General features: G+C 44.5%; 12 protein-coding genes. 10 read left to right on the top strand and 2 right to left on the bottom strand.

Annotation, left to right across the window (positions count from 1 at the left end):
- The first annotated feature begins 107 nt into the window (after positions 1-107).
- Entirely contained in the window at positions 108-1064 is a 957-nt protein-coding gene (mnmL, locus tag G6N79_RS16270; protein ID WP_103907709.1) for a tRNA modification radical SAM protein MnmL/YtqA, read from the top strand.
- 41 nt (positions 1065-1105) lie between these two features.
- Here mnmL and G6N79_RS16265 read toward each other — a convergent pair whose 3' ends face one another.
- Positions 1106-1573, bottom strand: coding sequence for a pyrophosphohydrolase domain-containing protein (locus tag G6N79_RS16265; RefSeq protein ID WP_103907710.1), 468 nt, complete (start codon positions 1571-1573; stop codon positions 1106-1108).
- 72 nt (positions 1574-1645) lie between these two features.
- Positions 1646-3085 (bottom strand): pseudouridine synthase, encoded by a 1440-nt coding sequence (locus G6N79_RS16260; protein WP_103907711.1) that lies wholly within the window; start codon positions 3083-3085, stop codon positions 1646-1648.
- 561 nt (positions 3086-3646) lie between these two features.
- Here G6N79_RS16260 and G6N79_RS16255 point away from each other — a divergent pair.
- From G6N79_RS16255 to G6N79_RS16215, 9 genes are all read left to right on the top strand, one after another.
- Positions 3647-4348, top strand: coding sequence for a lytic transglycosylase domain-containing protein (locus G6N79_RS16255; RefSeq protein WP_160003811.1), 702 nt, complete (start codon positions 3647-3649; stop codon positions 4346-4348).
- 357 nt (positions 4349-4705) lie between these two features.
- Positions 4706-6850: a cytochrome-c oxidase, cbb3-type subunit I gene (gene ccoN, locus G6N79_RS16250; protein WP_103907713.1), complete on the top strand. Its 2145-nt coding sequence runs from the start codon at positions 4706-4708 to the stop codon at positions 6848-6850.
- Between the two features lie 24 nt (positions 6851-6874).
- On the top strand, positions 6875-7072 hold the full coding sequence (locus G6N79_RS16245) for a hypothetical protein (protein WP_103907714.1): 198 nt from the start codon (positions 6875-6877) through the stop codon (positions 7070-7072).
- Positions 7069-7989 (top strand): cbb3-type cytochrome c oxidase N-terminal domain-containing protein, encoded by a 921-nt coding sequence (locus G6N79_RS16240; RefSeq protein WP_103907715.1) that lies wholly within the window; start codon positions 7069-7071, stop codon positions 7987-7989. Before G6N79_RS16245 ends, G6N79_RS16240 begins: the two co-directional genes overlap by 4 nt.
- A gap of 11 nt (positions 7990-8000) precedes the next feature.
- A complete protein-coding gene (ccoG, locus tag G6N79_RS16235) occupies positions 8001-9401 on the top strand; it encodes a cytochrome c oxidase accessory protein CcoG (protein WP_103907716.1) in 1401 nt (466 codons plus the stop codon).
- Position 9402: 1 nt separating this feature from the next.
- Positions 9403-9828: a FixH family protein gene (locus G6N79_RS16230; RefSeq protein WP_103907717.1), complete on the top strand. Its 426-nt coding sequence runs from the start codon at positions 9403-9405 to the stop codon at positions 9826-9828.
- A 2-nt stretch (positions 9829-9830) separates the two neighbouring features.
- The gene (locus tag G6N79_RS16225) at positions 9831-10523 is read left to right on the top strand and encodes a sulfite exporter TauE/SafE family protein (RefSeq protein ID WP_103907718.1); all 693 of its coding nucleotides are present in this window, start codon (positions 9831-9833) and stop codon (positions 10521-10523) included.
- A gap of 175 nt (positions 10524-10698) precedes the next feature.
- Positions 10699-12168: a cardiolipin synthase gene (cls, locus tag G6N79_RS16220; protein WP_103907719.1), complete on the top strand. Its 1470-nt coding sequence runs from the start codon at positions 10699-10701 to the stop codon at positions 12166-12168.
- A gap of 80 nt (positions 12169-12248) precedes the next feature.
- Positions 12249-14957, top strand: a complete 2709-nt coding sequence (locus G6N79_RS16215; protein WP_103907720.1) for a carboxypeptidase regulatory-like domain-containing protein — start codon at positions 12249-12251, stop codon at positions 14955-14957.
- Positions 14958-14970: the final 13 nt, after the last annotated feature.

Raw genomic sequence — 14970 nt, 5'->3', positions numbered from 1 at the left:
CTTAATACTTAATACTAGCTGCTAAATACTATTTTGCACTATCCAAGCCTTTCTATCTCAAATCTCACATCTCAAATCTCAATACTATATCTTATCTTTGCACTTAAATGGGTACGCAATTAGACAATGGAGTGAAGCCTTATAACCATTATGGGGCTTATCTGAAAGAGAAATACAATGGACAGCGGGTATTTAAGGTGATCGTTGATGGTAACTTTACATGTCCGAACCGGGATGGCAGCAAGGGATATGGGGGATGTACCTATTGCAACGTAGATTCCTTTACGCCTGATACGGCACGGAAGATCCCTTCCATACGGGAACAGGTAGAGAATGGAATTGAGCGCGCCAGGAACAGTTATGGTGCGGAGAAGTTCATTATCTATTTCCAACCCAATACAAACACCTATGCACCGACACACCTACTGAAAATGATGTATGATGAGGCATTGAGTATCTGTCCGGAGCATACGTTAGGTCTATCCGTGGGTACTCGTCCGGATTGTCTTGATTTTGAGAAGATTGCCCTGTTGGAAAGCTATACCGATCGCTATGATGTGGATTTGGAAATGGGGATGGAGTCCATCTACAATGACACATTGGAGCGTATAAATAGGGGATGTTCGCATGATGAATTCCTATCGGCCATGAAATTGGTTGAAAATTCGCCACTTGAGATCTGCGTACATACCATCTTTGGGTTCCCATGGGAGACCGAAGAGATGATGTTGCGCTATGCAGATGAAATCAATAAACATCCACAGATCAAATTCGTGAAATTACACCACCTGCACATTGTGGAAGGATCCATCATGGGGGTTAAATATAAGCGAGAGCCATTTCCGTTATTCTCGATTGAGGAATACACGGACTTTTTGGCCAAATTCATTCCTTTACTGCGTCCGGATATCATTGTCCAGCGTATTTTTGGAATTGCGGATAAAGAGTTGCTGATCGCCCCAAACTGGGGATTCCCGAAATCCCTGATTCAGACCCGGATCGATAAGGGATTGGAAGAGAAAGGCGTGAAACAAGGCGCTGCCTACCAACCAGTGGGTGTATGATAAACAAAAGGGGATGTAATTTACATCCCCTTTCTGATTTCTTATTTCTCGACGATCGACTTGAGATCTGCCGGTGAGTAGTAGATGGACTTCAATGTCTTGTCATCGCCTTTACGGAAAACCAAGAACTTACCATCAATTTCTTTATAATAGGATTCCACGCCCTTTTCAAGGTAGTGTGCCTGTGTGTCTATTGCTTCCTGCTCATTCTTGCAGGCTTTGCTCATATTGGAACGCTGCACCTCGTTGAACAGGTCATTGAATTTATCCTTCAGTCCGAATTCAAGGATGGCCCCCGAAAGAACATATTGAATATCGCAGAGGGCATCCGCGATTTCCACTAAGTCTTTATCGGCAATTGCTTCCTCCAGTTCTTTCAGTTCTTCCGCGATTAGGGATACACGCAATTTGCATCGTGCTTCTGAAGGGATCGTAGGTTGGTCCAAGATCGGGTGCTGGAATGTCGTATGGAATTCGGCAACCGAAGTCAAACATTTAGGGTCTGTCATATCTGATTGAATTTTGTTAAAATTACGAAAGTATGGGCAAATAAAAAAGGCGCTTCCGCGCCTTTCGATACCTTATATAAGATGTTTCAGTTGAACGATCTCCCGATCTTCCAGGAATCTCCAACGGCCACGAGGAAGGTCTTTCTTGGTCAGGTTCGCATATACTACACGATCCAACTTCACGACCTCATAACCCAGTGATTCGAAGATCCGGCGAACGATACGGTTCTTACCGCTATGGATCTGGATGCCGATTTCACGCTTGGACGCACCAACCACAAAACTCAGGTCATCCGGTTTGATGAAACCATCTTCCAGTTCCAGACCTACCTGGATCTTATTGAAGTCTCCCTGTGTAAGGTTCTTGCTCAGCTCAACCTGATAGATCTTGCTGATGTTGTTCCTTGGGTGGGATAATTTCTCTGCCAGGTTGCCATCGTTGGTCAATAACAATAGCCCTGTTGTATTTCTATCCAAACGGCCGACAGGATAGATACGCTCTTTGGTAGCCTTGGATACCAAGTGCATAACCGTTTTGCGCTCCTGTGGGTCATCTGTTGTTGTAATATAATCTTTAGGTTTGTTCAAAAGAACATAGACCATTTTTTCGCGCTTTAAACGCTCATCGTTGTATCTGATCTCATCTTTTGCAGGATCGACTTTCACACCAAGTTCAGTCACTACCACACCATTTACGGAAATTACACCGGCTTCAATCAGCTCATCAGCCTTTCTTCTCGAACAGATACCAGAATTGGCAATATATCTGTTCAAACGGATCATGCCATCATCCTCAGCAGCGGACTTCTTGTCGTTCTTTGGACGTTTTGTGAATGACTTATAATCCTTGCCCTCTCTGTCGTCAAAGTTGCGCTTGCCTCTATCGGAGAAATCACGATCCTTGAAGTCGCGATCTTTTCCTTCGAACTTGCGGTTCGGACGGTCAAATTTACCGCCTTTTCCAAATTTGCTATCCTTGCCGAACTTGCCTTCTTTGCTGAATTTCGAATCCTTGCTGAATTTGGAGTCCTTGTTGAAACGATCATCACGGTTGAAACCGGAACCACGCTCTCTATTGAAGCCTGATCCTCTTTCCGGACGGTCCTCTCTGTTGAAGTTTGATCTTTCCGATCTACCTTCTTTGTTGAAACGGTCATCGCGGTTAAAACCGGAACCACGTTCTCTATTGTATCCCGATCCTCTTTCCGGACGGTCTTCTCTGTTGAAGTTGGATCTTTCCGATCTTCCTTCTTTGTTGAAACGATCATCACGGTTAAATCCAGCGCCTCTATCCGGTCTGGAATCTTTGTCGAATTTACGATCCCTGGAGAATTTCGAGTCTTTGTCGAAACCTCCTCTTTTTGAATCGCGATCAAATTTGGATGATTTGTTGTTTCTAGGGCCAAATGATGAAGATTTATCTTCTCTATTTGAGTTTCTGAAGCCGTCTGAGTTGCTTCTCGGTTTTCTGGAGTTGTCCTCTCGACTGTTCCTTTTGCTATTGAATGGCATAATTTCGAAAAATGAGCCACAAAGATAGATAATTTATTTGGTCATTTTTAATTAATTGTCCCATTACATATCAATTGTATGTAAACTTTTATTTCAATCCTCCTAAATCCAATTTTAATAGGATTTAAAGGGTATAAACCATTCGGTTTCAATTTATTAATGTAACAGGATTTGCTTGGATTATTCTGCTTTTTATGAAAATTTAGAGGATCAGTATCATGTTTAGACGCAAAAATTGATCACCTGTCCATTATTCATAATAAATACTTGACCGTTATGAATAAATACCTGCGCGTAAAACCGTAAAATGTTACAAAAGGATACATTTTGATAATCTAAGTTTAAACTACTTTTAACATTGATTTTTTCAGTTTTTAACTTTTCTTAACGGAGAAGTTCGTTCAAGTATTTGTCTGCTAAGGCGGTAAGCTTTAATTTTGGGGCTGAATTTTTTCACCAAGCTACTGTTTGATCAGTTTCAAAGAATCTGTGGATAGGGTAGCAGTAAGGGAATGAATGATAAAAAAAAGAGTATTATGTAGCAGTGCGTTGCTGATGGTTATGTTACTATCAAACACGTACTCAAAACCCCAACCAGATCTGGCAGATCCTTTTAGAAAGGCGTTAGGCCAGTCGATGCATGACAATGTTTCAGAAACAGTGGAAGCATCCAAGAAAGAAGCGGCAGCGAACGAATTCTACAATCGTATCTCATTTGCCGAAGAGAACATCCCGTTAGAGGAAGTCGCGGTAAAGCGTAAACTTGACAAATACCTGAGCAGGTTCGCTTATCTTAAAAAGCCTTCCCATCACATCCATCGTAAAGCGGACAAAATGCTTCCGCGGATAGCGAAAATCCTAAAGAGTTACGGCGTTCCAGAGGACTTCAAGTACATTGCTGTAGTTGAGAGCAGCCTGAATCCACAGACCACGTCCCATAAGGGAGCAGGCGGTTACTGGCAATTCATGCCTGCAACTGCACGTCTGTACGGACTGAAGGTCAATGGAAGTGTCGATGAGCGCTTGGACTTGGTGAAATCAACGCATGCAGCTGCCAAATACCTGAAATCCCTATACAAGGAATTCGGCGATTGGACCCTTGCCGCAGCCGCGTACAATGTCGGTGGTGGTAGCTTACGCTCCTCCCTGCGCAGACAGAAAAAGGATAATTACTACGATTTGAAGTTAAACTCCGAAACTGCTGCTTATGTCTACAAGATCATTTCCATGAAAACAGTATTGGAAAATGACCTGTCCAGTTAGTAGATAGTAGTTAGTATGAAGTAGTTAGAATTAAGACCTGTTTGGGAAACCAAACTCTTCATTTTCGAAACTTAAAGATTTAACGGTAGCAAATTTTGCTACCTTTTTTTGTTGATGGTAAATAGTAAATAAAATTAAGTTCACTATAAGATTGAATGGCAGCCTATATGGCTGCTTTTTTTATGGCGGTTTTTTCTTCAAGAACCTGAATTTGGGTATCAATCGTTGACCAAATATTCACTTAGGTCAAGCTATTATTTTAAAAGTGATACAAATCACATTTTCTTGCTTCTCATTATCATTAGAATGTCATGGGGATACTGGTACTTTTGAATCGTTAACTTAATATCAGTAATAATGCAGGTAGAGCAATTTAATTATGACAACAAGATTGTCAGGGATTTTGGAATCGCGACTGTAGTCTGGGGGATCATCGGTATGTCCGTTGGTTTGCTGGCCGCTTTGCAGTTGGTGTGGCCTGAGGTGAACTTTGGTCTTCAATATTCCACATTCGGACGTATCCGTCCGTTGCACACGAATGCTGTAGTTTTTGCCTTTGTTGGAAATGCTATTTTCATGGGGGCCTATTATTCCATGCAGCGAGTTTTAAAAGCGCGGATGTTCAGTGATATGCTGAGCAAGGTGCATTTCTGGGGATGGCAATTGATCATAGTTGCTTCCGCTATTACCCTTCCTTTAGGTTTGACTACTTCACATGAATATGCGGAAATGGAATGGCCTATCGATATCGCGATTACGTTGATCTGGGTAGTATTCGGTATCAACATGTTCGGAACCATCATCAAACGCCGGGAAAGACACATGTATGTAGCCGTTTGGTTCTACATCGCAACTTTCGTAACGGTTGCCGTTTTGCACATTGTAAACTCCATTCAGCTACCTGTAAGCTTCTGGAAAAGTTACTATGTCTACTCCGGGGTCCAAGATGCCTTGGTACAATGGTGGTATGGACACAATGCCGTAGCATTCTTCCTGACTACTCCATTTCTGGGTATGATGTACTACTTCCTTCCGAAGATGGCTAACCGCCCTGTTTATTCCTACAAATTAAGTATCCTTCACTTCTGGTCCTTGATCTTTATCTATATCTGGGCCGGTCCACACCACTTATTGTATACTTCGTTACCAAGCTGGGTACAATCCCTGGGTGTCGTATTCTCCATCATGCTGATTGCACCAAGTTGGGGGGGGATGATCAACGGTCTCTTGACCCTTCGCGGGGCGTGGGATAAGGTACGGACCGAACCGATCTTGAAGTTCATGGTTGTGGCCCTTACCTGTTACGGTATGGCGACATTCGAAGGACCGATGTTATCCTTGAAACAAGTTAACGCAATTGCCCACTTTACAGACTGGATCGTAGCACACGTGCATATCGGTGCATTGGGCTGGAACGGTTTCATGACCTTTGCCATCCTGTATTGGTTGATCCCACGGATCTATAAAACGCAATTGTACTCGAAGAAATTGGCGAATACCCACTTCTGGATCGGTACATTAGGTATCCTTTTCTACGCTATTCCAATGTACTGGGCAGCAGTGGTACAAGGACTGATGTGGAAAGACTTCACTCCGGAAGGTGTATTGAAATACCCGAACTTCTTGGCAACAACGCTGGAAATCCTACCGATGCACATGATGCGTGCCGTAGGTGGTGTGTTGTACCTATCAGGGGTAATCTTGATGACGTACAACTTGATCAAAACGGTGAAATCCGGTAAGCTCGTTGCTGATGAACCAGCAGAAGCACCAGCATTGGAACCAGTGAAACACACAGAGCCTTCTGCGCACAGAAGATTGGAGCGCAAGCCGATGTTGTTCATGGTATTAGCCTTGATCGCCATCCTGATCGGTGGTATCGTGGAGATGATCCCAACCTTTACCGTAACGGAAAATGTACCGAAGATATCTTCTGTCAAACCATATACGGCCTTGGAATTGACCGGTCGTGACCTCTATATCCGCGAGGGTTGTGTGAACTGTCACTCGCAGACTATCCGTCCATTCCGTTCAGAGACTGCACGTTATGGTGAATACAGTAAAGCCGGTGAGTTCGTCTATGATCGTCCATTCCTGTGGGGTTCCAAACGTACAGGACCAGATTTGCACCGTATTGGTGGTAAATACCTGCACAAATGGCACTACGACCACATGCTTGACCCAACCATCACTTCTCCGGGAAGTATCATGCCTGCATACCCTTGGTTGCATACCCAGGATATCAGCTACAAGTACCTGACTGGCAAGATGAAAGCAATGCGCAATCTAGGGGTTCCATATTCAGATGATGAAGTGAACAACGCCGTAGAGCACGCAGAGAAACAAGCAGCACTGATTGCGAAGGAATTGGCAGACAGCGATGTCGAGGTAGAACCGAGCAAGGAAATTATCGCCATGATCGCCTACCTGCAACGCTTGGGTACCGATATCAAAGCGGAGCCAAAGAAAGAAGAGGCGAGCGAAGTAGCCGCTAATAATTAATCGAATACAAGAAAGGAAAATATTATGTGGAAGCAAATCACAAACCTACACGGAGATGAGATCTATATGATCGCTTCATTGCTCATCTTTCTATCCTTCTTCATTCTGGTGACCATTATGTTGTTCACCATGAAAAAGAGCTTTGTGGATTACATGAAAGGCTTGCCATTCGAGGAATCCGAGAATGAATTAGAGAACCCAACTGAATCCAAACGTATATGAATTTTTTAATAATCATGAGCAGCGCGGCACCAGGGCTATTAGCCATTGGTACCGGGAATTTATACAACGATATCTTTTACCTAGCGGTGTTTATCGTCCTTGTGGCTGTCCTGGCAGCAGCGATTGCCATCAACAGAGCATTACGTTCCATGTTGAAGGTGACCATGCCAGAGGTCGTACAGGAGGAAGAACAAGCGAAGTTCAAGAAAAAGACCGCAAGAAAGACCAATTGGCAGAAAACCTGGAATACCTTTTTGGGTTTGAAACCGATCGAGCAGGAAAAGGATTTGGTTATCGATGATCATGAATACGATGGAATCGTCGAGTTGAATAACCCAATCCCAGTATGGTTCAATGCATTGTTCTATTCTACAGTAGTGTTCTCGGTGGTATATCTCTTGATCTATCAAGTGTTCGGATGGGGACTGAACCAAGATCAGGAATATGCACGGGAGATGGCACAAGCGGAAAAAGAAAAGCAGGAGTTCCTTGCCCAAGCGGCAAATTCTTTCGATGAGAATACCATCGAGGTGGATGAAACAGGTACCCTAGCCGTAAACGGTAAAGCGATCTTTGCTGCGAACTGTGCGGCATGTCATGGTCAAGCCGGTGAAGGAACCATCGGACCGAACCTAACTGACCGTTATTGGTTGCACGGTGGGGAAATCAAGGACATCTTCCATACCATCAAATATGGTGTGCCCGATAAAGGGATGGTGCCTTGGGAACAAACCTTGACACCTGCGCAAATTGCAGAAGTAAGTAACTATATCCTGACGCTTCGCGATACCAATCCAGCAAATCCGAAACCGGCTGAAGGAGAAGAAGTGAAAGCTTATGAAAGTGAGGGTGGAAGTGCAGAGGCAGCTACCGAAGGGGGAGAAGCTCCCGCCGATAGCACAGCTGCTGCCAATTAAATAAAAATATCATGGGAATAGTAGTAAATGAAAACTCGAAAGCAAACCAACCTGAAAAATCGAAAAGAAACTGGATTTACGCAAAGAAACCAAGCGGCAAACTCTACAATTATCGACAGGTGGTCGGGTATGGTTTACTACTATTCTTCTTTCTAGCGCCAATCATCAAGATCAATGGGAACCCTTTCCTGATGTTCAATGTCATCGAAAGGAAGTTCTCCATCTTTGGAAACATATTCTACCCGCAGGATTTCCATATCTTCCTCTTCGGAATGTTGATCGTGCTGGTCTGTATCGTCCTGTTCACGGCTGTGTATGGCCGTGTCTGGTGCGGATGGACCTGTCCACAGACCATCTTTATGGAACTTATTTTCCGGCGCATTGAATACCTGATCGAAGGCGATTGGACCCAGCAGAAGAAATTGAACGAAGGCCCCGATACCGATGCCAAGGCATGGAAGAAGGTGCTTAAGCATTCGATTTTCCTGCTGATATCCTTTATCATCTCCAATCTTTTCCTGTCGTACCTTATTGGATTTGATGCATTGGTCAAGATTGCGACCGATCCGATCGATCAGCATATCGTCGGTTTCATCTCCATTCTGGTATTTACTTTGGTATTCTACTTTGTCTTTGCCTACGTTCGGGAAATTGTGTGTACCAGCATCTGTCCGTATGGCCGTATGCAAGGGGTGTTATTGGACGATAACTCCGTTACTGTCGCCTATCATGTGGCCCGTGGTGAACCGAGGGGAAAAGTGCGCAAGGGGGATACGACACCAAAAGGAGACTGTATCGATTGTAGCTTGTGTGTCCATGTCTGCCCGACAGGGATCGACATCCGGAAGGGCCCGCAGTTGGAATGTGTGTCCTGTACCGCATGTATTGACGCGTGTGACGCCGTTATGGAAAAGATCAACAAACCGAAGCGTTTGATTGGATTCTACACCATGGCCGAGGCTGAAGGTACCGAAACTGAACAGATCGGTAAGAAACGAAATACGAGGGCCATTATCTACACCGGTATTCTGGTGGTATTGATGGGAATCTTTGGTTTCATGATCTTTAGCCGTTCCGACCTTGACGGCCGGATGTTAAGGGCGAAGGGGAGTACCTATCAGAAACGAGATGATGGTACTGTAACGAATCTGTATTCTTTGGAGATCATCAATAAAACCAGCAAAGATGTTGATTTTGAACTGGTGAGTAAAACACCGGGCGTAACGATTCAGGTCGTTAACCCGATATCACATCTCCAACGCGAGGGAAATGCTAAAATAAGTGTATTTTTAATTGCTGATCAAGCTGCCATCGAACAGTATAAAACGGATGTTGAAGTGGATATTGTGTCGGAAGGTAAGGTGTTGGAAACCATGGAGACGACCTTTATTGCGCCTCCTAAAAAGAAGTAACATGAACTGGGGATATAAAATAGTTTTTGGATTGGGCGCTTTTATGCTTTTTATCATTGGCGCAGGGATATATATGGTCAGTCATGACACCGATACCTTGGTGGATACGGATTACTATGAGAAAAGTCTGACCTATGATGAAACCATCCATAAGAAACAGAACCTGCTGGACGATCGGGCAAAACCCATGATCAAGGTGCAAAAGGATACCCTGATTTTGGCATTTGCATCGGATGGCAACAAGGGGAGCTTGAATTTTCTGCGTCCTGATGATCGCAAAGTCGATGTAACTTTGCCGTTTCAGACCAGTACAAATGAATTTAAACTTCCGATTAAGACCTTTAAACGGGGCAATTGGAATTTAGAAATCGATTGGGAGCATGCCGGGAAACCCTACATTTCCGACCATGCCGTATTTATACAATAGCAATGACGTACCATTACTTGGCATTTTTCATGGGCCTTTTGGGCAGCATTCACTGTGCGGTGATGTGTGGTCCCCTGTTGCTCGCCGTACAGGCAGGGCAGGGCATCTCCTGGAAAACGACGGCCAATAAATTGCTCTACCAATTGGGAAGGATCCTGACGTATGGGCTGCTGGGCCTACTATTGGGTCTGATAGGCAGTACAGCAGCGATACAGGGCTGGCAACAGGGATTTAGCCTCGTGACCGGAATGATCCTGCTCGCTATTGGTCTTTTCCATATGTTCGGGAAATCATCCGCACAACTGGCCGCATTCCAGACCAAGGCCATCCAACCCTTTGCCAAATTTATGGGGAAATGGCTATACCGCCCTGGCGGTAGTTTTGTGGCCGGTGTATTGAATGGGGTGTTGCCCTGTGGTATGGTGTATATGGCGCTTGCTTCTGCGGTCAATGCCGATTCCATGACCAACAGCTTTCTGTTTATGGTTCTGTTTGGTCTAGGGACGCTTCCGTTATTATTGGTGTTTTCGTTCGCCGGAAATTTTCCCAAACGAATCTTTAAAAAAGGCTTCGCCACTGTACTCCCAGTGCTATTTATTGTTATGGGCGCCTGGTTCATCCTTCGCGGGGCCAATCTCGATATTCCTTACCTCAGTCCGCTTCTCCATGTCGAGGGCGCTATGAATTGCGCGTAAAACCTGTTCTACTCCTTATTTTAGCGTCTGTTCAAGTACACTTGGTTTTAAGAAATTATAGGGAGAGGGGTTTTAATTTCTAATTTCTTTTCTATCTTGCCTGTTAGGAACAATAACCTATGCCACCGGACAAACAAAGATGGCAAAATACTGTTGTGCTTAATATCCGTAAACTATGCAGGAATACGTTCAGCCAGTAATTCAATTTCTTGAACAATGGGGCTACATCCCCATGTCCATCATGTATATTGGTGTTGCCTTAACCATTCTTATTGAAAATAGAAACCCCACCAAGACCATATCCTGGGTTTTGGTCATTGTGTTCATCCCATTTTTAGGTCTAGTCCTTTATTACCTCTTTGGTCAGAAATTCTCGAAGGTAAAGAAGATGAAACGCATCAATCAGGAGCAGACGTTACGCCTGAAAAAGGAATTTCAGCGCCTGGAACCGCTTATGCAGTGGTCGATCCGGAATATCCACAGTAAGATTGGTGACCTTTCACGCGTTTATTCGTATTTAAAAAATGAGAAGCTTTCCACGCCGACACTCAATAATGAAGTAACTTTATTGGTGAATGGAGAGGAAAAGTTCCCGCTGTTCCTACAATCCCTGGAAGAGGCAAAACATTCCATCCATCTGGAGTACTATATTTTCGACTTGGATAACATTGGTACCAAGGTGCTGGATCTATTGGAAAAAAAAGCGAGTGAAGGGATCATTGTCCGCTTGATCGTCGATAGTTTTGGTTCGCCGAAATTGGTGCGTTATATGCGGAAAAAGAAAGATTCGAAAATTCAGTTCCAAGCCTTCCTACCGGTTACATTTACCTCTTTGGCCAATAGCAATTACCGAAACCACCGAAAGATAGCCGTAATCGATGGGTTTACCTGTTATATCGGCGGCATCAATATTTCCGACCGCTATATCAATCCAAATGAATTCGGGCTCTATTGGCGGGATACCTCTGTGAAAGTTGTCGGCAATGTAGGGACCATGTTCCAGATCAGCTTCTGGAATTCGTGGAACCAGACCGATGGCGAATCGTTCAACCTAGCAGATGGTTATCTGCGCGAAACACCTAAGGTAACCGATCAACTGAGTGCTGTCGCACTTGCGTCGAGTGATCCGGGATCTGTTGGGCCATTCAATATGGAAGCCCTATTGATTAGTATCGGGGAGGCCAGTGAATCAATTAAATTATGTACGCCGTACTTTATTCCTTCCGAGGAACTGGCAACCGCATTGAAGACCGCTGCTGCAGCAGGTGTGCAGGTTGATCTTATGATCCCTGCCGAAGGTGACTCCTGGATCGTGCAGCACGCCACCTATTCCTACTTGAAACCGCTGTTGGAGCGCGGTGTGAATGTATATCTATATGAAAAAGGATTCCTTCATGCCAAAACTTCCATTATCGATGGCAAGATCGCATATGTAGGAACCGTAAACCTGGATTTCCGTAGTTTCTATATCAACTATGAGGTGCAAGCTGTTATCTCGAACCGGGATTTCTGTAAAAAGATGGAAGATCAGTTCGAAATTGACAAACAGGGCAGTAGGCAGATCTATTTCAAGGATTGGGGGAAACGGAAAGCTTGGAAGCGTGGTGTCGATTCGCTCTGTCGACTTTTAGCACCTTTGCTCTAGGGCAAGCTGTTAAATTTAGCGGGAGGTTACCCTTGTTCGCAAAAATTCGATATATTTAGCTTTTTCAAAACTAAATATTGATGAGTTCAGTAAATCGTATTTTTTTAGCATGCTGCATTTTACTTTCCGTATTCGGTGCTGTTCAAGGGCAGGAAAAGCCCACAATTCCCATAAATACCGCTGTTGAAAATGTGCAAAAGTACTTTTCGGTCTATCCGGTAGAAAAAATTCACCTACATTTCGATAAACCTTATTATGCCGTAGGGGACACCCTGTGGTTCAAGACCTATCTCAATACGAATCTGTTCAATTACGAACCCAGCAAAGTGGCATATGTCGATGTGATCAATGGCCGGGATTCCCTTATCCAGACGCTTCGTATACCGCTGAAGGAAGGCGCGGGAAAAGGGCAATTGGTACTAGATCCACAGTATTACGGACAGGACAACTACCGATTCCGTGCTTATACGAAATGGATGATGAACTTCGATATGGGCTACTTTTATAACAAGGTGGTACCTATCGGGGATGCCATCAATAAAAAATTGGGCGCCAATATCAACTTTCAGCAAGATGGAAACCGTACAAAGGCGACTCTGCAGTTCCGCGATAGGGAAGGAAAGCTCTTGGGACGCCGAAAATTAAATTGGCAGGCCAATGATGGTTGGGATGCTTTCGATAAAGGAAAAGCAGAAACCGATGATATGGGCCGCGTAACGATCAACTTAGCCAACAAGGAACGGGAGAAGTTCAAGTCAGGTCGATTGGTTGTGCAATTGGAAGGGGAAGGAAGTTTGGTTGGCCAATATCCATTGGCAAATGCCTATATGGATGTGGATGTTCAGTTTTTCCCGGAAGGGGGAGATCTGATCTCCGGAGTGGGTAAGAAAGTAGCTTTCAAAGCCATGGCTTCCAATGGATCCAGCGTACGGGTGAAAGGTAAGATAATTGATAGCAAGAAAAAAGAAGTTGCGACCTTCGAGGACTTCGGCATGGGTATGGGATCCTTCAATATGATTCCGCAAGCTGGAGAAACCTATAAGGCGGTAGTAACCCTAGGCGATGGCCAGGAAAGGACTGTTGATCTGCCTGCCGTTGTCGATAATAAGATCAACGTGGTGGCGGTTTCCCAAGATGCCGATTTCATCAGCTTGGGATTGGTGACCAATGACCAATATTTCAATACGATTCAGAACAAACCCTACTATGTCTTTGGACAGCTCAATGGCCATTTGATCTATGCTGCACAGGCTTCCATTAAGAGCCCTGCCGTGTCGGTGAAAATCCCGTTGAAGGATATGCCGAATGGGGTCGTGCAGATTACACTCATGACACCAGATGGAACACCAGTTTCCGAACGCTTGGTATTCATCCAACCACAGGCCTTATTGCCCATCAATGTCGCTACGGATAAAGCTAGCTATGGACGTAAGGACCTTGTTAAAATGAAGTTGGATGTTGCACCGCGGACGGATAGCATTCCAGCGAACTTCTCGGTTTCCGTAATCGATGAATCGAAAATTCCACATAACGATGACGATGACCGCGGTATCGTGAGCAGTATGTTATTGAACTCGGACCTGAAGGGATATATCGAAAAACCGAATTATTATTTCAATACCAAGAATGAAAATCGTGTAGAGGCACTAGATGCGTTGATGATGACCCAAGGTTTCCGCAGGTTTGTGTACAATGACCTGGTGCAGGGCAAGCTGCCACAGGTGAAGTTCATGCCTGAGCAGGGAATTTCCATTTCTGGGGTTCTCAGACAGAACACAGGTCGCACCCAGCCGAACGGTGGGCTGTTGTTGAATATCCCAGGAGCAGCTGTGAAAAAAGATGCATATACCGATAACCAAGGACGTTATACTTTTGATAACCTCGTGTTCACAGATTCCCTTAAGGCAACCTTGAACGCACGTGGTAATGATAATTTCCGCAGTTTGGTGATCACCCTGGATCCAACGTACTTCCCAGAGATCGATCAGAATAACCCGAATAAGGCTGCTGCGATCCAAAATATCGATCAAAATCTGGAAGCCTACCTGGATAACAGCAAGAAGGAATTCAGAACATCTTTCCTTATTGAGGAAGTGGTGGTGACCGGTACAGTGGAAAAGAAACAGACCAGTAAGGATTTCTCCGCACTGAATGGGCTTTCCATGCCGGAACATCGGATCGAAGGCACACGTTTTGCCGGCTGTAATGTTTTGTCCATGTGTTTGAATACCATGCTTACCGGAATTACCTACGACATCAATACCCTTAAATATTATGTCACCAGAAACTACAATCAGGGAAGCCGGGTGCCGGTTCAGTTTTTCCTGAACGGTATGCCGATCGATGAACCAGCTATCAATTCCATCCAGGTCGCCGATATCGAAGCAATTGAGATTTTCTTGCGTGACGATCTGGGTACCGTACGGAATACCTATCAGAATGATGGTGTCGTATCGATTATCACCAAAAAGGAAAAGAAACAACCACGGATGACCGCTGCACAGATTGAAGCCATGTTGCCGAAGTCCAACGTCATTGATTTCTATCCGTTAGGATATGTAAAGGAACGCAAGTTCTACGAACCAAAATACAATACCCCGGAATCGAAGAACACAAACGATTACCGAACAACCATCTACTGGAATCCAGAAATCCGCGTGACCAAGAAAGGTCAGGTTGACTTGGAATTCTATAACGGTGATGGCAATGGAAAATACAAAGTGGTCGTAGAAGGAAATGATATGGAAGGCAATGTGGGAAGAAAAGTCTTCTATTACGATGTAAAATAAGGCGTCATGAGGA

The organism is Sphingobacterium lactis (assembly GCF_011046555.1).
Taxonomy (GTDB): Bacteria; Bacteroidota; Bacteroidia; order Sphingobacteriales; family Sphingobacteriaceae; genus Sphingobacterium; species Sphingobacterium lactis.
This window is presented reverse-complemented; position numbering and strand designations above follow the sequence as displayed.